General features: G+C 70.9%; 16 protein-coding genes. 7 read left to right on the forward strand and 9 right to left on the reverse strand.

The features are described from left to right. Positions 1-110: 110 nt before the first annotated feature. Positions 111-1,337 (reverse strand): PQQ-binding-like beta-propeller repeat protein, encoded by a 1,227-nt coding sequence (locus ACFCV8_RS02230; RefSeq protein ID WP_376683335.1) that lies wholly within the window; start codon positions 1,335-1,337, stop codon positions 111-113. Between the two features lie 232 nt (positions 1,338-1,569). Here ACFCV8_RS02230 and ACFCV8_RS02235 point away from each other — a divergent pair, with 232 nt between their 5' ends. Both ACFCV8_RS02235 and ACFCV8_RS02240 read left to right on the forward strand, forming a co-directional pair. After that, the gene (locus tag ACFCV8_RS02235) at positions 1,570-2,142 is read left to right on the forward strand and encodes a TetR/AcrR family transcriptional regulator (RefSeq protein WP_376683336.1); all 573 of its coding nucleotides are present in this window, start codon (positions 1,570-1,572) and stop codon (positions 2,140-2,142) included. A 31-nt stretch (positions 2,143-2,173) separates the two neighbouring features. Beyond that, entirely contained in the window at positions 2,174-3,139 is a 966-nt protein-coding gene (locus tag ACFCV8_RS02240; RefSeq protein WP_376683337.1) for an alpha/beta hydrolase, read from the forward strand. Between the two features lie 42 nt (positions 3,140-3,181). Here the strand turns inward: ACFCV8_RS02240 and ACFCV8_RS02245 are convergent, their stop codons facing one another. Next, positions 3,182-4,918 carry an Imm49 family immunity protein gene (locus ACFCV8_RS02245; RefSeq protein ID WP_376683366.1) on the reverse strand — a complete coding sequence of 579 codons (1,737 nt, stop codon included), beginning with the start codon at positions 4,916-4,918 and terminating at the stop codon, positions 3,182-3,184. Positions 4,919-5,233: 315 nt separating this feature from the next. On the opposite strand from ACFCV8_RS02245, the gene ACFCV8_RS02250 reads away from it, so the two are divergent. From ACFCV8_RS02250 to ACFCV8_RS02260, 3 genes are all read left to right on the forward strand, one after another. Next, a complete protein-coding gene (locus ACFCV8_RS02250) occupies positions 5,234-6,355 on the forward strand; it encodes a hypothetical protein (protein ID WP_376683338.1) in 1,122 nt (373 codons plus the stop codon). A gap of 16 nt (positions 6,356-6,371) precedes the next feature. Next, positions 6,372-7,493, forward strand: a complete 1,122-nt coding sequence (locus tag ACFCV8_RS02255; protein ID WP_376683339.1) for a phosphotransferase family protein — start codon at positions 6,372-6,374, stop codon at positions 7,491-7,493. Between the two features lie 372 nt (positions 7,494-7,865). Beyond that, positions 7,866-8,411 carry an SMI1/KNR4 family protein gene (locus ACFCV8_RS02260; protein ID WP_376683340.1) on the forward strand — a complete coding sequence of 182 codons (546 nt, stop codon included), beginning with the start codon at positions 7,866-7,868 and terminating at the stop codon, positions 8,409-8,411. Positions 8,412-8,650: 239 nt separating this feature from the next. Here the strand turns inward: ACFCV8_RS02260 and ACFCV8_RS02265 are convergent, their stop codons facing one another. Next, complete coding sequence (locus ACFCV8_RS02265) at positions 8,651-9,058, reverse strand: DUF6188 family protein (RefSeq protein ID WP_376683367.1); 408 nt, start codon at positions 9,056-9,058, stop codon at positions 8,651-8,653. 374 nt (positions 9,059-9,432) lie between these two features. Here ACFCV8_RS02265 and ACFCV8_RS02270 point away from each other — a divergent pair, with 374 nt between their 5' ends. Then, positions 9,433-10,095, forward strand: coding sequence for a hypothetical protein (locus tag ACFCV8_RS02270; protein WP_376683341.1), 663 nt, complete (start codon positions 9,433-9,435; stop codon positions 10,093-10,095). Positions 10,096-10,703: 608 nt separating this feature from the next. Here the strand turns inward: ACFCV8_RS02270 and ACFCV8_RS02275 are convergent. Then, positions 10,704-11,867, reverse strand: coding sequence for an agmatine/peptidylarginine deiminase (locus tag ACFCV8_RS02275; protein ID WP_376683342.1), 1,164 nt, complete (start codon positions 11,865-11,867; stop codon positions 10,704-10,706). A 155-nt stretch (positions 11,868-12,022) separates the two neighbouring features. Between ACFCV8_RS02275 and ACFCV8_RS02280 the strand changes: the two genes are divergently transcribed. After that, complete coding sequence (locus ACFCV8_RS02280) at positions 12,023-12,658, forward strand: TetR/AcrR family transcriptional regulator (RefSeq protein WP_376683343.1); 636 nt, start codon at positions 12,023-12,025, stop codon at positions 12,656-12,658. On the opposite strand, the gene ACFCV8_RS02285 is transcribed toward ACFCV8_RS02280, so the two are convergent. From ACFCV8_RS02285 to ACFCV8_RS02305, 5 genes are read right to left on the reverse strand one after another with little or no spacing between them, the layout of a single operon-like run. After that, a complete protein-coding gene (locus ACFCV8_RS02285; protein WP_376683344.1) occupies positions 12,587-13,483 on the reverse strand; it encodes an ABC transporter ATP-binding protein in 897 nt (298 codons plus the stop codon). The genes ACFCV8_RS02280 and ACFCV8_RS02285 overlap by 72 nt on opposite strands. Then, the gene (locus ACFCV8_RS02290) at positions 13,476-14,453 is read right to left on the reverse strand and encodes an ABC transporter ATP-binding protein (protein WP_376683345.1); all 978 of its coding nucleotides are present in this window, start codon (positions 14,451-14,453) and stop codon (positions 13,476-13,478) included. Before ACFCV8_RS02290 ends, ACFCV8_RS02285 begins: the two co-directional genes overlap by 8 nt. Further along, on the reverse strand, positions 14,450-15,304 hold the full coding sequence (locus ACFCV8_RS02295) for an ABC transporter permease (protein ID WP_376683346.1): 855 nt from the start codon (positions 15,302-15,304) through the stop codon (positions 14,450-14,452). Before ACFCV8_RS02295 ends, ACFCV8_RS02290 begins: the two co-directional genes overlap by 4 nt. Further along, positions 15,301-16,260 carry an ABC transporter permease gene (locus ACFCV8_RS02300; RefSeq protein ID WP_376683347.1) on the reverse strand — a complete coding sequence of 320 codons (960 nt, stop codon included), beginning with the start codon at positions 16,258-16,260 and terminating at the stop codon, positions 15,301-15,303. The genes ACFCV8_RS02295 and ACFCV8_RS02300 overlap by 4 nt, the downstream gene beginning before the upstream one ends. Further along, the gene (locus tag ACFCV8_RS02305) at positions 16,257-17,918 is read right to left on the reverse strand and encodes an ABC transporter substrate-binding protein (RefSeq protein WP_376683348.1); all 1,662 of its coding nucleotides are present in this window, start codon (positions 17,916-17,918) and stop codon (positions 16,257-16,259) included. The genes ACFCV8_RS02300 and ACFCV8_RS02305 overlap by 4 nt, the downstream gene beginning before the upstream one ends. Positions 17,919-18,130 lie beyond the last annotated feature (212 nt).

An 18,130-nucleotide genomic window follows, 5' to 3' on the forward strand; every position in this document is an offset into this window, starting at 1 on the left:
CGAGGGCCGCCCCCCGTCTCGCGATCGCCCGTGCCGGACGCCGCACGGCCCGGCTTCCGGCCGGACGACGACCGTTCGGGGGCGGGCCCCCGGGGTTTCCCGGCCCGCGGTCAGACCGCCGGCAAGGCGTACAGGCGTTCGGCGTGCAGCACCGCGAGCCGCTTGCCCCCGCCGACGACGTACCAGCGCTGGATGTCGCCGGACCCGTCGTTGTACGTCCAGCGCAGCTTGCCCGTCGCAGCGTCGAACGCGTGGATGCCGCCCTTGTCGTCCAGCTCGCTCGCCGCGTACACCGTGTCGCCGGCCTTGGTGAACTGCCAGGCGTAGGCGGCCTTCTCCAGCAGGTCCTGGTTGCGCCAGACGACCTTGCCGGATTCCGGCTCCACGGCCCACATGCCGTGCAGGCGGTCGGAGACGTACAGCACTCCGTCGAGCACCCGCGGGCCGTTGAAGGAGGTGAAGTCCCCGGTGTCGAGCGTCCAGCGCTCCGCGCCGCCGTCCAGCGCGAACGCCCGCAGCCGTCGCCCTTCGGCCACGATCACCAGGCCCTTGTGCACGGCGAACTGTTCCCAGTTGGAATTCTTGAGCTTCTTCGTCCAGAGCTGCCGGCCCGTGACGGTGTCGCGGACGGTCACGTTCCTGCGGTAGTCCGTGTAGACGAGGCGCCCGTCGGCCACCTGGGCGGTGATGCCGTGCTCCTCGGTGCCCGCGTCGCGGCGTTCGCGCCAGACGACCTTGCCCGAGGCGGTGTCGATCGCCGCGATCACGTTGTTCGGCGTCGAGAAGTCCTTTTCGAGGATGCCGGCCAGGACGTACACATGCCGGTCGTCGGCGGCTATCGGACGCGGCTGGTCGTACTCCTTGCCGATCCTGCTCCGCCAGGTCTCCTTGCCGCTCCGCGGATCGAGGCCCACCACGTCGCCGTCGTACTCCGCACTGGCCAGGTACAGCGTCCCGCCACCGAGGAGCAGCCCGGCCCCAGGTGTGGTGACGCCCTTGCGGGACCACTTCTCCCGCCCGGTCACGAGGTCGTGCGCGACAAGAGGGTCACCGGCCACCAGAGCGAGGCCGCCGGTGACCGCGAGCGCGCTCGCGCTGCTCAGTGAGTCGTTCCCGGTGACCGCCTGCCACAGCGGCTTCGGCGCTCTGCCGGGCGGGGGCGTGACGAAGGACTCGTCCGCCCCCTTGCCGCCCGGCGTCGAGCCGGCGTCGGGTGCTTCCGGATCGTCCGGCGAGCATCCCCAGGCCCCGGCGCCCAGCAGCACCAGTCCCAGCCCGGTGCCGCCCAGCCGAAGCGCCTGCCGCCGCGAGACCGATCGCGCGTCGCGTCCGCCCATGTCCGTGCCCCGTTTCGTTGCATACGAGAATTCCGGCGCCCGCAGACGCCATGGCGAGCTCACCGTAGCCATCACTTTTCGGCCAGCCACGAGGCGGGACGTAAACATGACAAAGCCGTGAAGGACCCGCGACAACCCTCTTTCGGCATCGACCGCACCGGACGGCGCGGGGCAGGGCAGGGCAGGGAGCCATGAATTTACACTTCTTCATCCCGGTGTTAAATTTGTATCCATGGCCAAGGTTCTCTCCTCCCAGCTCGTGCTCGACGCCGCCTACCGCTGCTTCTGCCGCAACGGATACCGGCGCACCACCGTCTCCGACATCGTCGACGAGGCCCAGATGTCGCGCCCGACCGTCTACAAGTACGCCGGGAGCAAGGAGGAGGCGATCGTCACGGTCGTCCGGTCCCGGCTGGAGGACGCGCGGACGGCGGCGCGGGCGGCGGCCGATGCCGCGGGCACGCCCGAGGAGAAGGTCCTCGCCGTGCTCACGGCGAAACTGGAGGTCGCCATCAGGCTGTGGCACGACAGCCCCGCGCACGCGGCGGAACTGCTGTCGGCGGCCACCGCCCAGGCGCCCGATCTGGTCACCGGCTACACCGACCACCTGGCCGAACTCCTGGTCGCGGCCCTCTCCGGCGTCGCCCCCGAGACCGCCGAGCAGGCCGCCGCCGTCCTCCTCACCTTCACCCGCGGCCTGGAGGAGGACCTGCGCGACGCCGACGCCGTACGCCGGGAGCTGCGTACCGGCGCGCGGATGATCACCCTCGGGGCGCTCGCCGGCCCCGCCTCCACCCCGACCTGATCACCACCGGCCGTCAGCGAAAGGCACCACCATGAGCAGCACCGCCCCCACGTACTACCGCGACCAGCGGGCCTGGCGCGACCTCCAGCAATTCCTGCCCGAGCACCTGCGCCTGACCGACGCCACCGCACCCGAGGAGGAGTACTGGGACTGGCGCGGCAACCACATCCATCTGGACCGCTACCGGAACCCGGAGGCGAGGGCCAAGGTCGTCCTGCACCACGGGGTGGGCACCAACGGCCGCCAGATGTCCCTGATCCTGGGCGCCCCGCTCGCCCGGCGCGGCTTCGAGACCGTCGCCCTGGACAACCTCGGCTACGGCCTCACCCGGGTCAGGGCCGGTGCCAACCCGTCCTACGACGACTGGGTCGACCTCGTCGTCGACTTCCTCGCCTTCGAGCAGTCCCGCGACGACCGCCCGATCGTGCTCTACGGCCTCAGCGCGGGCGGCATGCTCACGTACCACGTCGCCGCCAAGGCGCCCCGCTCCACTCTCGCGGGCATCGTCGGCATGACCTTTCTCGACCAGCGCGACCAGCGGGTGCGCGACGAGACCGCCCACGACAGGCTGACCTCACGCGCGGGCATACCTCTCTTCCACCTGCTGGCCAGGACCCCCGCGGCCCGCATGAAGTACCCCATGACGCTGGCGTCCAAGATGTCGGCGCTCGCCAACGACCCGGCCGCCCTCGAGGTGATGCTGAAGGACCGCACCTCCGCCGGGAACTGGGTCGGCGTCCGCTTCATCGACCGCTACGGAAGTTACGCCCCGGCCGCCGAGCCGGAGGACTTCGACGCCTGCCCCGTCCTGCTCACCCAGCCCGCCGAGGACCGCTGGACCCCGCTCCACCTCAGCCGCCCCTTCCTGTCCCGCATCACCGGAGTCCCCGTCGGCACCGTCGTGCTCGACGGCGCCGGTCACTACCCCCTCGAAGAACCCGGACTGACGCAGATGCAGGACGCCATCGCCGGCTTCGTCACCGAGCACACCGCATGACGCGGCGCCCCCTCACATGCGCCTGACGGCGGCCTGCAGCCGTCAGAAGGGCTCGGCCGACCGCAGCAGCTCCGGCGGCAGGTAGGGCGATTCGACGCGGATGGCCCAGCCGCGACGGCGGGCATGGCAGGCCAGACCGAGAATGTCGAGATTGATGGAGGCGTCCGGGTCACCGGCGCGATCGGCGACCTCGTAGTAGGCACGATGGGCTTCGAGCGCGTCGGCCAGAGCCAGGTTGAAGCTCTCCTCGTCGCCCTCCACCAGCTGGGACAGCAGCACGGCCGGCGGCATGGGGAAACCCCAGTCCTTCGACTTCTCGTCCTGCTCCAGCGCGCGCCGCGCGGCGGGTTCGGGGTCGGCGCCCTTGAGGTAGGCGTGGAGGGCTTCACGGTACGCGTCGAAGGCGGAGCCGTCCGGGCCCGCGACGGCTGGGCCGGTGAGGACCAGCGGGGCGAGGTCCTCGCGCGTGCCGGTGATGAGGGCCAGGGCGGTGGCCGTCTGCCAGCTGCCGGCACTGACCTCTTCGCCGCGCTCCGCCGGATAGTGCAGCGTGCGGCCGTCGATGGTCACCTCGGCCTCGGTGCCCGGCTCCGCGAGGGCGATGCGGAAGAGGGCCGCCCCCATCCGGGAGGCCAGCTTCAGATGGGTGAGCTGGGCATCGGTCACCCGGCCGGAATCCTCCGCACGCCACTGGAAGAGGCGTTCCTGATCACCCATGACACTGGCGAGCCGCCAGACCTCGAGGGGCTTTCCGTCGACGGGGGTGAGCGCTTCCCGGGTGTTCTTCTCGTACCAGGCCTCGGCCTCCGGCACCACCGTCTGCTCGCGGGCGGGCCGCTCGACCACCAGCGGACCGGCGGCGAGCGCGGCGACCGCGTCGGGCCGCCGGTCCCGGCCGAATCCCGCGACCCGCGGGCCGGGGGACGCGAAGCCGGTGACCAGGGCGTGCGGAAGGTAATCGGTGCGCACGGCCGGGACCCAGCCCAGCGTCCGGTACGCGAGCGCGGCAAGAGCGATCGGGACGAGAGGGAGGAGAGACCTCGCGGGGGCGGAGGGACCCCGCAGGGCCCGGAGCCCGAGGAGAAGGTCGGCCAGCCCGGCGTCGAAGCCCTCCCGGTCCTCGGCGGCCAGGGCTCGCAGCGTACGCAGTGCCACGCCGTCCGGCCGCTCCTGAAGGGGCTCCCCGGTCTCCTGGGCGCGGGTACGGACCCGGTCCAGGGCCGCGTCGACGGCGGCGAGCCTGGCCCGCGCACTCGGCGGGTACTCCTCCTCGTCGCCGGTGTCGTCCAGGACCACGGCCATCAGCCCGGTGGCGAGCTCACCGCCGGGCGTCCCCCGCGCCCCGTCGGCGAACTTCTGCCGGGCGAAGTGGAAGGCCTCGCCGTGCCACTTGGCCTTGTCCCTGAGGAGCGTCAGGCACAGGGCGTCGATCCACTCCCCTGGCGTGACGCTCTCCTCGGGGGCATCGTCGCCCGGGTCGTATCCCATGCCGAAGTTCACGTAGTCCAGGAACACCTGGAAGCTGCAGTGCGGGTGGTAGGCGGCGTAGGCGACGGCACCCGCCGCGGCTTCGGAGGCGTCCTTGAGGGCGGCCTCGGCCTCGGGGGTGGCGAGGCCGGATGTCCCGACGGAGAGCGCGCCGAGGTAGTCGAGGAACTCGTCGGCGATCATCTGCCATTCGTACGTGGTCATCCGGCCTGCCCTCGACATGGACCGCACCTGACCCCCGATGCGGTTCGTGAAGTCCTCGCGCGCCGCCGACACGACGGCGCCGCCCACCTGGTGACGTTCTATTCGCACTGCCTCGCTCCTTGGTCGATCTACGCAGCAGCCTATGCGCGGGGTCTGACATCGACGCTCGCGGCGGGTCCGGCGGCCATGGCCCAGAGGTCGGCCGACTTCCCGCCGGGCAGCCCTCGGAGCAGCGACACACCGGCACGGCGTTCGCGCGTGCGGGCGCGGGCCCACCACCCCGGACGGCCACGGCCAATCCGATCCTCCCCTGCCCACCACGGCAACGTCTCTGGGCACAACCACTCTTCTGACGTATCGTCAGCTTCCGCGCAAGCATCGCCGGACCCGCCGGAGGCCCTCGTGCCCGAACGCCCCGTAGCCCTCGACGAGTACCCCGTGCACCAAGTGCCGCTCTCCATGCGCCACGTCGCCACCAGCGACCGCAACGCCTACGACCGCTGCATCTTCCACGTCTTCGACCACTCCGGCCGCACGCTGCTCGTCCTGGGCCTGGGCGTCTATCCCAACACCGGTGTGATCGACGCCTTCGCCACACTCCGCACGGGCGATGAACTCCTGGCCGTACGCGCCTCCGACGCCCTCACCGAGGACCGGATGCGGATGGAGGTCGGCCCGCTCCGCATCACCGTCGACGAGCCGCTGAAGCGCTTCACACTGCGCTGCGCCGCCGACCCGGCCGACCCCGACGGCCTGTCGTACGACCTCGTCTGGCAGGCCGCCTTCGAGCCGCTGTGGGAGCCCCACCACACCACGCGCCGCGGAAACCGCCTCACTCTGGAAGGCCGCCGCTTCGTCCAGGCCGGCACGGTGACCGGCGTGATCCGCGCGAAGGGCGAGGAGATCACCGTCACCGCCGGCGAGTGGACGGGTACCCGCGACCGCAGCTGGGGCGTACGTCCCATCCCCGGCGAGGACGCCGGACGCGCGGGAGAGGAGCACGTTCCGGAAGGCTTCCACTGGCTGTGGTGCCCCGTCCGGTTCGACGACCGGTTCCTGATGGTGATCGTCCAGGAGGAACCCGACGGCTACCGCACCCTCGGCGAAGCCGTCGAGATACGTGACGGTCGCCCCGACACCCAACTCGGCTGGCCCCAGGTGGACATCACCTACCGGTCCGGAACCCGCCTCCCCGAGCGGGCCGTCATCCATCTCACCGACCGCCACCGCGGGAACCTGGAACTCACCGCGGAGGTCCTCGTCTCCTCCCCACTGGCCGTCGGCGCGGGCTACCCGCCCGCCGACGACTGGAGCCACGGGACGTGGCAGGGCCGCGACTGGACCGACCGGCGCAGTTACGACCTCACCGGCCTGCCCTCACACCCCATGGCCGTGTTCGGCGTCGTCGAACACGCCGCCCGCTTCACCCTCGGCGGTGCCACCGGCTACGGAATCCTCGAGCACGGCACGTTCGGCCGCCACGATCCGAGCGGCTTCACCGGCTACGACTCGGTGGCGCCCTGACGCACGGAGGCCCCTCATGGCAGCAGCCCCCGGAACACCCCGGATCCGGCGCACCACCCGCGACCCGGAGGAACTCGCCCGTCGCCTCGCGGCCTGGCTGGCCACCGTCCGTCCCGGGGCCCGGCCGGCCGCCGTCACGGTGCCGGACTCCAACGGCATGTCGAGCGAGACCCTGCTCTTCGACATCGAGGACACCGGGCAGGGCACGCCCTCCGCGCCGCTTCCCGTCCGCCGCTGCGTCCTGCGCCTGGCCGCGGACCCGAACGCGTACACCGTCTTCCCCTCCTACGACATGACCCGCCAGTTCAGGGTGATGCGTCTGGTCGCCGCGCACACCGACCTGCCGGTGCCCGCTGTCCACTGGCTGGAGACCGACCCCGCCCACCTCGGCGCGGAGTTCTTCGTGATGGAGCGCGTCGAGGGGCGAGTGCCGCCGGACGCCATGCCGTACACCTACGCGGGCAATTGGCTGCACTCGGCCACGGACGCCGAGCGTGCGCGGCTGGAGCACGCCAGCATCTCCGTCCTGGCGCGACTGCACGACCAGGTGCCGGTCCCGGAGGCCGGATTCCTCGCGGGAAAGGGAAGCGGCAGCCCGCTGCGGCAACACGTGGAGGACCTGCGGGCGTACTACGGCTGGGTCGTCGAAGGCCGCCCGCGCTCCCCCGTCATCGAGGCCGCCTTCACCCGGCTGGAGGAACTGTGGCCGGCCGAGGAGGGCGAGACCGTGCTCAGCTGGGGTGACGCACGGATCGGCAACATCATCTATGACGGATTCGAGCCGGCCGCCGTCCTCGACTGGGAGATGGCCGCCCTCGGGCCACGGGAGCTGGACCTCGCCTGGGCGATCTACCTGCACCGTTTCTTCCACGACCTCACCGTCGCGCTGGGGCAGGAGGGACTGCCGGACTTCTTCCGGCGGACGGCGGCGGAGGAGCAGTACGCGAGACTCACCGGGTACACCCCGCGGGACATGGACTTCCACACGCTCTACGCCTGTCTCCGGCACGCGATCGTGATGCTGCGGGTCGGTTACCGGCAGATCCACTTCGGCGAGGTCCCGCCACCGGCCGACCCCGACGATCTGGTCATGAACCGGGCGGCGCTGAAGGCCATGACCGAGGGCCACTACTGGTAGCGGGCGCCGCGCCGGTTCCGTCGGGCCGGGCGGCCGGCAAGCGGACCCTCCGACCGCCGAAGCCCACGTCTTCCGACCGCTGGTCCGCGCCGGTTCCGGGGCGGATCGGGGCAGTGGCCCTCAGCAGTGGTGGTGCGCCCGGCCGTTGCGCGGCTCCGGCACTCGGTGAGGGACCCGACTCCACGGCCCCTGCCGCCGGCCGGGAAGCAGGTCCCTTACTGATACCGGGGAACGGCCGAGGGCCGATCCCGGATCCTGCCCACGCGGGGGTGCTGAGGTCCGGGCGGTCCGCAGGGCTCGGCGGCGGCGCAGCGCCGCCGGTCAGTACGGTGACTGACCGAATCATCCCCAAGCGCACAAGGAGACACCGCCGTGGTCCACCCGGCCATCACCCGCCTGTCATCCCTGCTCGGAGGGCCGGGCATCCCGGGTGACACCGTCGACTGGGACGATCTGGCACGGACCACGGGCCTGAGCCTGCCCGCCGACTACCGCGACTTCGTCACGCTCTACGGTGGCGGGGAGCCGGACGAGTACCTCGGCATCAGCACGCCGCCGGTGGGCGGCTCCCCGTACGGCGATCTCCTCGACGGACTGGACTTCGACCCCAGGGAGGATCCGACGGCCCTGACCGGCACCGGCCCGGAGAACCCGGAGAAGGGACGGCTTCTCCCCTTCGCGAACAGCGCCAACAGCGATGTGGCCTTCTGGCTCTGCGACACCCGGGTCCCGGACGGCTGGGACGTAGTCGTCTTCAGGCGCCAGCCCCTCCACGGGGAGGAACGCTGGGTCCGCTTTGACGCGGGCTTCGGCGATTTCCTGGTCGGCGCCCTCGACGGCACGCTGCCGAACCCCTTCAGCGACAGCGGGTTCACCAGGCGCCCGCACGCCTACCGCAACTGGCGGCAGCCACTGTGACCAGGGCGTCAGCTCGCGGCGCCGACGGACAGTCCACTACGCCACTGCGGCATTGGCCGCTGCGCGGCTCCGAGAGGGCCATGGGCAGCCGCAGGACGGCGCCGTTCTGGCCCATTTGTCGGTGCACGGCCTTGACTCCCCATCCACGGACACGCGAACGTCCCCAGGCGCCAGGCCCCCCACTTCGGTCGCTCAGTCCTTAAGACGTGAGCGCACGAATTGTCAGACCGAGTGAACTCTCACTGCGGCTCTGCTCGGCCGGGCGAGACCGCGAGACCGTTGCCAAGGACCGACGTGAAGCGCCATCCCCGCGGCCCGGTGATCTCCCATGCCGCCCCCGACGCGCTGTCCGAGCAGTTCAGGTGCGGTCCGGCGTCGAAGACCATCCTCAGAGCGCCGGACTTGAATGCGACTGCGGACAAGACCGACGCCCCGAGCAGTTGGGAGGCCATGCTCCGCGAGGCCGGGGCCAGGGGAACACCGGGATTCGTGCGGACCGGTCCGTGCGAGAGGAGGGCCGGGGGTTCCACCACGACATCCCATCCTGAGTCGAGGGATAGCACCAAATTGCGGGCAAGGGTGGCCCTGGCAACGCGACGGCCTCGGAGGTTCAGGACCCACCGGTCAGAGTGTTCGACCGGATTCATGTCAGTGCTCACTCCTGCACCCTGGCCTACCGCGTCACGGTGGTCCAGGGAAATACAGTGCCACGTCAGGCCACTTCGGCGGCTCGCTCGATGGCCTTGAGGCGGTTCTTCGAGCAGTAGGCGCCCAGACCGAGGACAGGTGGCTCAGGTATTGAGCCGGGTCCAAGGCCCCTGGCAGGGTGCGACCTGCGCACCGGGATTGGCGTACTTCACCGGCCTTCACCCCCGTTCCTGAATCCTCACCGACTGGATGGCGTCTTAACGCTCCCTGAGAAGCAATCACAACCTGTCCGTAGGACTGCTTGCGTTCGCGTGACCGCCGTCGCCCCGTTCAGACACCCCACATCCCATTCGGATTTGCCTATCGTGACGTCATGCGAGCATCGGATGGTTCGGTCGAGTGGCTTGAAGACTTCATCACCGCGTGGCACGGCCCACGTCAACCGCGCTACGGCCTGACGGAGACGGAGCTACCCGAGTTCCTCCCAGCGCCGCTCCGACACCTGTACCGTCACGCCGGGCGCTGGCCCGGCCCGAATCCGGAGGAGCACGTTCCGGAATCACCCGGGATCTTCCAACAACAGGATGTACTCCTGCGCGCCGAGGATCTGAGCCTTCGTGATGGAACGGTCGAGTTCCTCAGCGAGAACCAGGACAGCTGGACATGCCGCGTTACAGCCGCCAGTCCAGCGGCACCCGTTGTGCTGAGCAACGCCCACTGGATGTGGGACGACGAGCCGGAAGACGAGTACACCGCGCTGACACCGTCTCTCGAACAGTTCCTGACGAGCTTCGTGCTCCAGGAAACGGTCTTCGGATGCCGCAATCTCGCCACCACCAGCGAGCCGGCGGCCCTGCCCGACCAGTCAGTCCCGCTCTGGCTGGACGGCTGGTACGTCTTCGAAGAACCCAGCCACAGCTTCTGGAGCGTCGGCTCCGCGCTCGTCGCCGACATCAGCGGAACCCGCTGGATCGGCTGGAACACTCCGGCCGCCCCCTCGGTCGAGCTCGGCAAACTGCAAATGATCCGAAGCTAGGTTTCTGCGTCACTCGGTGCCCTCTCTCCAGCATCCGGACCGTACGCGGCCCAACACCGCTTCCCCGGCCCGAGAATCCTTCGCTTCCGCCGGTCGACGGCGTATCGGTCTGCGCCACCGGCGGACGCGGAATCCGTGGGGTTCCTTCGGATCGGTTTGCTGGGCACGCGGACAAGGGGGAATCGGCGGTCACGGCCCTGTGGCGGGCGTGGTGGTCGCGTGTGGTCGCACGCCGAGGATGCCAGAGCCGTGGAGGCGGTCGCCATGCGTACCGACGCCGGCCGAGGCCGCAGCTGCCACCGGAGCGGCCGTCGACATGCCCGCCCCGGACCACCACAGGACGACTGTGCGCCAGGGCGGCTTCGCCATTCAGAACTCGGCCGAAGGGGCTTTGCGCAGGCTCCTCGAAGGTGAGACCGGAAGGCTCGAAGCGGAGGGGAAAACCCCCACGGCAATCGGCATTCGCATGGGTGCGAACGTCACCGGGAGATCACTGCCTCCCGGCGGTGGGGCCCGGCCGGAGCAGGCAGTGGTTCACCTCTCCGGCCGGGCCCCGGCGTTGCCTTCCCGGGCTCCGGCGCGTCCCTCGGCCTTCGTGCGCTCGCCCGCTACGGCACGGGCTGCTGCTGGGTGACACAGTGGATTCCGCCGCCGCCGGTGCCGAGGCGGTCGATGTCGAGCTGTTCGACGACCCGGCCGGGGTAGAGCTGGGCGAGCGTGGCCCTGGCCGCCGCGTCGGCCCTGGTGTCTCCGAACTGGCCCGAGATGACGGCCCCGTTGCACAGGTAGTAATTGGCGTAGGAGGCGAGGAAGTCCCCGTTGGTGGAGCGGATCTTGTTGTAGTCGGGGCCCTGGAGCCGGCTCACCGCCATCGGCCCGCCGCTCGCCGTGGTGGAGGCGGACAGGATCTGGAACTGCTGGCGCGCGTCCTTGGCGTAGACGTCGGTGTCCGTCGCCAGGGGCATCTGGACGAGCGCCTGCCCGGGGGCACGGAAACGCGAGGTCGCATCGACGTGGTCGTCGGTGATGTCCTGCCCGGACACGCCGTCGAACCAGATCACCTTGGAGGCCCCGTACGCGGCACACATGGCGGTTTCGAGCTGCGCCTGCGACTTGCCGGGGTTGCGCTTGGTACTGATGAGGCTGCTGCGGGTCGCCATCAGGGTGCCGGCGCCGTCCTGTTCGATCGCGCCGCCCTCCCCGACCAGGCCCGCGGAAGTGAACGGGGCTCCGGCGTAGGCGGCGATCCGCTCGGCGACGAGGGCGTCCTTGGCGTGGGTCTGTTTGTTGCCCCAGCCGTTGAAGTTCAGTCCGACCGCGTCGAGGCCGCCGACTCCGTCGACGCGGAAGACCGGGCCGCTGTCGCGCATCCAGCAGTCGTCGACCGGGATGGAGCTGATGACGGTGACCGAGGGGCCGCACTTGGACCGGGCGTCGGCCGCGCTGCCGGAGTTGGCGCACATGACGACGGGCTCGTACTTGGCGATGGTCCGCGCGATCAGCGCGATGTCGGCCTGGACTCCGCCGAGCAGGTTGCGCCCCCAGATCGCGGTGCTGTCCGGCCAGGCCATCCAGGTACGAGTGTGACGGACGTCCTCGACCGGGACGCGGAAGGAGCCCGCCGTGGCAGCCCGGACATGCGGCGACGCGGCCCGGGCCCGCCCCTCGGCCGCCGCGAGGGCCGCGCCTGCGGCGGTGAGCCCTGCCGCCGCGAGGAACCCGCGCCTGCCCATGGCGCCACCCCGCGCATGGGCAACTGCGTGCTCGTTCATAGGGATCTCCTCTGTGGTCCTGGCCCACCGACGTGGCGCGGCGGGAGTCTGAAAGCTAAAACTGACCGAGCGCTCGGTCAATAGTTTGGACGGCGAATCTCCCGAGTTCTCGCAACGCCGCAGGTGGCGGTCGGGGCGCTCGTTAGAGTGACCGCATGGCAGCATCGGCGAAGGGCCCCCAGAAACTCTCCCCTCCTCCCGCCCGGCCGGGGCGGGCGCGTGTGTCGGCGAAGGGTGAGCAGACCCGCGCGCGACTGATCGCCGCTGCCCGGACCCTGCTGGCGGGTGAGATGAGCGAGCGTTTCACCACACGCAACGTGGCGGCGCTGTGCGGGGTTTCGCACGGTATGTGCCACTACCACTTCCAGGATCGCACCGATCTCGTCCTGGCCGTCGTCGAGGACATCCGCCCCGAGTGGATCGCCCCACTGGAGGCGGCCGTCTCCGCGCCCGGCACGTTCGCCGAGCGCGCCGAGCGCGTGGTCGACCTGCTCGGCCGGCCCGAGGGCGCGGATCTCGCGCACCTGCACTCGGCGCTGCACTGGCACGCCCTGAACGACGACCGGGTACGGGAATCCCTTGGCGCCGAGTACCGGCGCTGGCGCGCCGCTTTCGTCGACCTCTTCCAGGTCCTGGCCGACGAACGGGGTGGGCACCTCGATCCCCGGCCGTTGGGCGAGGCCGTCGCCGCCGCCGTGGACGGCCTCGCCGCCGCGGAGTCACTGGACGCCGGGGTCGACACCGGCCCGGTCCTGCGGAACCTCGTCCGCACGCTCGCGGCCGGCGCCTGAGCCGGTCGTGACCGGCCGCAGCGCCCGGCGGGCGGCCGAGATCGCTTCCGGGTCCCAGCCGGGGCGGGGTACGGACTCCAGGAGAAGCCGCGTGTAGGGGTGCCGGGGCGCGGCGAGCACCTCGGCCGTGGGTCCCGCCTCGATGACGGCACCGTGGCGCATGACGACGATCTCGTCGGTGACGCACCGGACCACGCCCAGGTCGTGGGTGATGAAGAGGTATCCGATCGAGGTCTGCTCCCGGATGTCGGCCAGGAGGTTGAGGATCTGCGCCTGGACCGACACGTCCAGTGCGGCGACCGCTTCGTCCAGGACGAGTACGGCGGGTTCGACGGCCAGGGCGCGGGCGATGGCCACGCGCTGGCGCTGTCCGCCGGAGAGCTGACGCGGCAGCGCCTCGGCGGCGCGTGTCCCGAGGCCCACCTGGTCGAGGAGTTCGCGTACGCGCTTCTCCGGGTCGCGCCCGGGAAAGTGGAGCCGCAGCGTCTCGCGGAGAACCGCCCCGACGCTCGTCCTGGGGTCGAGGGAGAGGTAGGGGTCCTGGAAGACCATCTGGACCTCGCGGGCTCGGGCCAGACGCCCTGCCCGGCCCCGCCCGGCACCACGCTCCCGCCCGACGCGGGACCGGTCGCGCACCAGGACCTCGCCCTCGTCGGCCCGTTCCAGGCCGACGACGATCCGAGCGGTGGTGGTCTTGCCGGAGCCGGACTCGCCCACGATGCCGAGGGATCCGCCCTCCGGCAGCGTGAAGGACACGTCGTCCACGGCGCGCACGGCGCCGAAGGTCCGTCGCAGGCCCTTGACGACCAGTACGTTCTCAGTCATCGACAGCGCTCCCTTCGAGCCGGTCGCTGTGGTGGCAGGCGGCGTGGTGTTCCGGTCTGCCCGGGACGGGCAGCGCTTGCGGTGCGTCCCGCTCGCAGAGCTCCGTCGCCAGGGGACATCGGGCGGCGAAGGCACAGCCGTGCAGTGCCCGGCGGAGGTCGGGGGGCTGACCGGCGATGGCGGCGAGCCGCCCCCGGGGCCCTTCCATCCGGGGAGTGGAGGCGAGCAGGGCAGCCGTGTACGGGTGGCGGGGCCGCGCGAAGAGGACTTCCGCGGGGCCGCTCTCGGCGATCCGTCCCGCGTACATGACGTAGACACGGTCGCTGATGGCCGCGGCGAGGTCGAGGTCGTGGGTGACGAACAGCAGCCCGGTGCCGAAGCGTTCACGCAGCCGGCTCAGCAGGGCGATGACCTCGGCCTGGGTGGTGACGTCCAGCGCGGTGGTGGGTTCGTCGGCGAGCAGCAGCGCCGGGTCCCCCATGAGGGCGGCAGCGATCATGACGCGCTGGAGCATGCCGCCGGACACCTGGCCGGGGTACTTGTGCAGGGCGGAGGCGTCCAGACCCACCGCCTCCAGGAGTTCACCGGCCCGGGTCGTGGCGTCCGCCCGGCTCATGGTCCCGGTCAGCCGCACGCTCTCGGTGAGGAAGTCGCCGACGCGGCGCAGCGGATTGATGGCGGCGCGCGGGTCCTGGAAGACCATGGCGACCGTGCCGGTGCGCAGGGCGCGCAGTTGCGCGGCGTCCATGGTGAGCACGTCCCGGCCGTCGACCCGGACGGTGCCCGCGGCGACGGCGGCCGGTGGCAGCAGCCCCAGCGCGCTGCGTGAGGTGAGTGTCTTTCCGGAGCCGGACTCGCCGACGAGTGCGACCGTCTCACCGGCGTCGACGGTGAGGTCGATGCCGTCGAGGACCGGGCGGGCGGTGCCGGGCAGCGTGATCCGCAGCCCCTGGATGTCGAGTGTGTTCATCGGTCCCTCCGGGCGACGCGGTCGGCCCAGCGTTCCCCCACCACGTTGAACGCGACGACGGTCAGCACGATGAGCACGCAGGGCAGGATCGCGGACAGCGGGTAGCCGCGCTGGATGGCGGTCTGCCCGTCGAAGACCATGCGGCCCCAGTCGGGGGTGAGCGCGGGGATGCCGAGTCCGAGGAAGGAGAGGCCCGCGAGATCCATCAGGGCGTAACCGAAGTTGATGGCGGACTGGGCGAGGACGACGGGGGCGACGTTGGGCAGGATGTGACGCAGACAGATCTGGAGGCCGGAGTGGCCCTGGACCCGGTAGGCGCTGGCGTAGGGGCGTTCGCGTTCGGCCAGGACCAGTGAGCGGGTCAGCCGGCCGACGTAGGGCAGGTAGGCGATCGCGAGGGCGATGACCGGGGCGAGCAGCCCTTCTCCGTAGATCGAGACGATGAGGATCGCCAGCAGCATTCCGGGGAAGGCGAAGACCAGTTCGGTGCTGCGCGAGAGCACGGAGTCCAGCCAGCCGCCCTTCCAGGCCGCGGCCGTTCCGACGGCGACGCCCGCGACGGTGGAGAAGGCGACCACCCCGAGCGGGCCCAGCAAGGAAGCGCGCGCGCCGGTCAGAAGACGGGAGAGGGTGTCCCGGCCCGCCACGTCCGCACCGAGCGGATGATCGCCGGAGGGGCCCGCGAGCGCGTTGCCCAGGTCGACGGCGTTGGGGTCGTGCGGTGCCAGCACACCGGCGAGCAGCGCTCCGACGACGACGAGGACCGCGAACACCAGACAGCAGAGATGGAGCGGTGACCCGGCCGAACGGATCCGGGCGAGGCCGGGTCGGCGGGTGAGGACGGCGGTCATGCGGCGGACCTCCTCGATCCGAGGGTGATCCGCGGGTCGACCAGTGGCATCAGCAGGTCGACGGCGAGGTTCACGATCATGAACAGGGTCACGATGATCAGGGAGACGGCCTGGACGGTCGGGAAGTCCTTGGTCGTGGTGGACAGTTCGAGGAGCTGTCCGATGCCGCCGATGCTGAAGGCGCTCTCCACCAGGACCGTGCAGACCAGCAGTGTCGAGACGATCAGACCGCCGGTCGTCAGTACGGTGCCCAGCGAGTTGCGGAACACATGGCGGCGGATGACCTGTCGCTCCGGCACTCCCCGGCTCCGGGCCACGGTGACGTGTTCGCCGTCGAGGGCTTCCAGCATCGCCGAGCGGGTGACCCGGGCGAGCAGGCCGATCAGGTAGAGGGCGAGCGCGATGGCGGGCAGGGTCAGATGCCGGAGCTTGTCGAGGAAGCCGTCGCCCGCACCGCCGCTGGGAAACCAGCCGAGCTTGACGGCGAACAGCCCCTGGAGCAGCACCGCCGCGACGAAGGACGGGGTGCCGACGGCGAACGTGGTCGTGACCAGGACGGCGGAGTCGGTGGCGCCGCCGCGTACGGCCGCGAGCCGGCCGAGAGCGAGCCCGATGACGACGACCACCACCAGCGCCATGGCGACCAGCAGCAGCGTGGTGGGCAGGCGGTCGGCCAGAAGCCGGGAGACGTCGGTGCGGTAGGTGATCGACCGCCCGAAGTCGCCGTGTGCCATGTCGCCCAGCCAGCGCAGGTACCGGACGAGGAAGGGGTCGTTCAGGTGGTACTGCGCGTTGATCGCGGCGAGCGCCTCCGGCGAGGCGGAGCGGCCCGAGAGCAGAAAGCTCGCGGGGCTGCCCGGCGCCAGATACATCGCGCCGAAGACCACGAACGACGCACAGAGCAGTGTGGCGGTCATCTCCGCCAGCCGCCGCAGGGCGAATCTCGTGAAGCTCACCGGGCAGCCCCCACGTCGGCCGCCCACGGGTAGTACATGTACGAGATCGTGGTGGGTGCTCCGGTGATCCTCTTGTTGAGGAAGACCGAGGTCGGCCACTCGGCGACCGGGATCCACAACAGCTGGCCGGCGGCGCGCTTCTGGAGCCGCGCCTCGATCGCCATCCGCCGGTCCGGGTCGTAGGCGGCGGTCGCCCGGTCGACGAGGTCGTCGTACCGCTTGTCGCTGTAGCCGGCGAAGTTCATGTACGAGCCGGTCCTGAAGTTCGACAGCAGGTCCAGCGGGTCGGTGATCGAGTCGTAGTAGGTGAGCGGGAACATGTCGATGCCCTCGCGCGCCCCGGCATCGGTGAACAGGGCGGTGAACGCGTTCGGGGCGATGGTCCTGAGTTTGATGTCCAGGCCGATCGCGGTCCCCGCCGCCTGCACGGCGGTGGCGAGCATGGAGACGTCCTGGCCGATGGAACTGGTGGCGACGGTCAGCGTCCTGCCGGTGGCGCCGGCCTGCTTGATCAGTGCCTTCGCCTTCTCGATGTCCGGGGCGGTCGGCGGCAGTCCGTCCAGCGCGGCCCTACGGGCCTGTTCGGAGGCACCGGCCCAGGCGGCACGGGTGGTGAGGGAGCTGGTGACGGTCCCCACTCCTCCGAGGGCGGACCGGACGAAACCGGTGCGGTCCAGGGCCAGGGAGAGCGCACGGCGGACACGGACGTCGCCGAGCGGCCCCTTCATGCTGGTGACGTTGACACTGACCGTGCTCAGTCCCTCGCCGAAGTACAAAGTGCCGGTGCTGCTGCCGCGCAGCCGGTCGTAGCTCTCGGTGGGGACCAGGTAGCCTCCGTCGGCCTCGCCGCTGAGGAAGGCGTTCGTGCGGGCGGAGGGGTCGGTCAGGAAGCGGAAGACGACCTTGCCGGACTTGGCCCTGGTGCCCCAGTAGCCGTCGAAGCGGTCGAGCTCGATCGACTCGCCCTTGTGCCAGGTGCCGAGCTGGAACGGGCCGGTGCAGCCGAGCCCGCCGGAGGTGCCGTAGTTCCTGCCCGCCGCCTCGACACCGGCCTTGGAGGCCACCGCACCGGCGGCGGTCGCCATGTACTGGGGGAACTGGGAGTCGGGCTTCCTGAGCTCGACGGTGACCTGAAGCGGACCGGTCTTCCTGACCGAGGCGACGTTCCGGAACACCTGGGCCCACGCGGCGGCGTTGTGCGGGTCCATCTGCCGGCCCAGGCTGAAGACCACGTCGTCGGCGGTCATCTCCCCGCCGTTGTGGAAGCGGACGTGCGGACGGAGCTCGTAGACCCAGGTGGTGGGGGTGGGGTTCGTCGCCTTCCGCGCCAGGCCGGGCTCGGTCCTGAGCCCCGGCGTCCAGCGCATCAGGCTCTCGCACACGTTGGAGAGAACCGTGTTCTGCGGGTAGTCGAACGCGACGGTGTAGTCGAGCGTCGACGGCTCCGCGTAGGTGGCCCAGGTGAAGGAGTCGATCTCCCCCTTGGCCCTGGGCGTCTGCCGGGACAGGGTGAGATCGCCGGAGGCGCCCTCGCCGTTCCTGGGAGGTCCGGAGCAGGCCGTGAGCAGCGCCACTGCGGACAGGACGGCCGTCGCGGCGGCGAGCCGGACGGGCACGACGCGACTGCGTCTGCCGGTGCGGGGTGAGGGTGTGGTCATCGTCGCGCTCTCTTTCCGTACGGTGTGGCCGTACGTGAACTGGGGAGGCTGCCGGACCGCCGAGACGGTCCGGCAGGAGCGGGCGGTGGGGTCAGGGGCCTGGGGGTTCGAAAGGGCGTCGTCCGCCCGGAGCACAGGCCCGGCGGTGTCCGGTGCGTGCGATCGCGAGGCGGAGGGCCGCCCCGGAACCGGGATACCGGGATGCACCAGGA

It is taken from the genome of Streptomyces sp. NPDC056347, assembly GCF_042262625.1.
Taxonomy (GTDB): domain Bacteria; phylum Actinomycetota; class Actinomycetes; order Streptomycetales; family Streptomycetaceae; genus Streptomyces.